Raw genomic sequence first — 1,270 nt, 5'->3', positions numbered from 1 at the left:
GGATCGTCGCCCAGCCGGCGAGCGCCCCGCCCGCGGCGGCGAGGACCGCCTGCGGCAGGGCCTCCAGCGCGAGCAGCCGCCGCCCCTGCCGGGACGTGAGGCCGAGGGTGCGCAGGAGGGCCAGGAGCGAGACGCGCTCGGGCGTGGTGTGTACCAGCGAGAGCAGCAGGGCGACCACGAGGTAACAACCGCCCGCCAGGATGGAGGCGTGGTAGATCAGCTTGGCACCGGTCTGGAGCGGCGAGTCGACCAGCCGCGCCCGGACGTCGCCGCGCAGCTGTACGGACTGCTCCGCGCCGGACGCGCGGACGGCGTCCCGCAGGGCCTTCCCGTCCAGAGCCGTCCCGTCCGCACCGCCGCCGGAGACCAGCAGGGTGGTCGCCGCACGCCGGGGCAACCCGGCGCGGTCGACCAGCAGGAACTCCGAGGACGCCGTGGCGGGCGTCCGTGGACGGACCGCGACGACCCGTACCGTGAGAACACCCGCGAGGGTGGTGATCCTTCGTGGGGTACGGCCGAGGGCGTCGGCGACTCCCGGCGAGGCGACCACCGGCAGGACCCCGCTCCGGGACGGGCCGGGCGGTGTGTCCGTACCCAGCACGCCCGAGGGGAAGCCGCCGAGGTCCGTGTCGCGCGCCAGCTCCGCGTACGGCTCCGGATCCACGCCGATCAGGGTCGCGTGGACGGGGCTCGAACTGCCGGACCGCGTACCGACGTTCACCTGGTGCTCCGCGCGTACGGCGACGACCGAGCGCACACCGGGAACGTCCCGGACCGCACGTTCCGTACCGGCCGGCACCACCAGTGTGTCGTCGGGCGAGGAGATCCGCGCGTCGGCGCGGACGGCCAGGAGGGCCGCCCGGTCCCGGGCGTCCGCCGTGCCCGCGAGGACCGCCTGCCCGAAGGCGGCGGTGCTGAGCGCGACGACGAGGACGAGCAGGGTCGGTGTGCCCGTCGCCGGGGCACGGCCGGCCCGCGCCAGGGACAGGAACCCGACCGCCCCGCGCAGGCGTTTCGCCGGGCGCGCGGCCAGGCGCAGCGGCAGCGGGTACAGCCGGACGAGCACGGTCGCCGTGATCAGCCCGATCAGCACGGGCGCGGCGCTGACGAGGTGGTCGCCGGAGTCGGTCGTGCCGCGCTGCCGCAGCGCCGTGACCGCGCCGACGGCCAGGACCAGCAGGGTCAGTTCGGCGACGGTACGGCGCCGGCTCGGCCGGCCGCGCACGAGGTCGTCGCGCTCCCCGTACACCCGCGGGGTGCGGTGGGTCAG

At 76.5% G+C, this 1,270-nt stretch carries 1 pseudogene; it reads right to left on the bottom strand.

Features of this window, described 5'->3' with window-relative positions:
* Positions 1-1,270, bottom strand: a pseudogene (locus tag GT042_RS17985) (ABC transporter permease); the annotation flags it as partial.

This window comes from Streptomyces sp. SID3212 (genome assembly GCF_009865405.1).
GTDB lineage: Bacteria > Actinomycetota > Actinomycetes > Streptomycetales > Streptomycetaceae > Streptomyces.
Note: the sequence above shows the minus strand (reverse complement) of the source record. Positions and strands in the feature narration are given on the sequence as shown.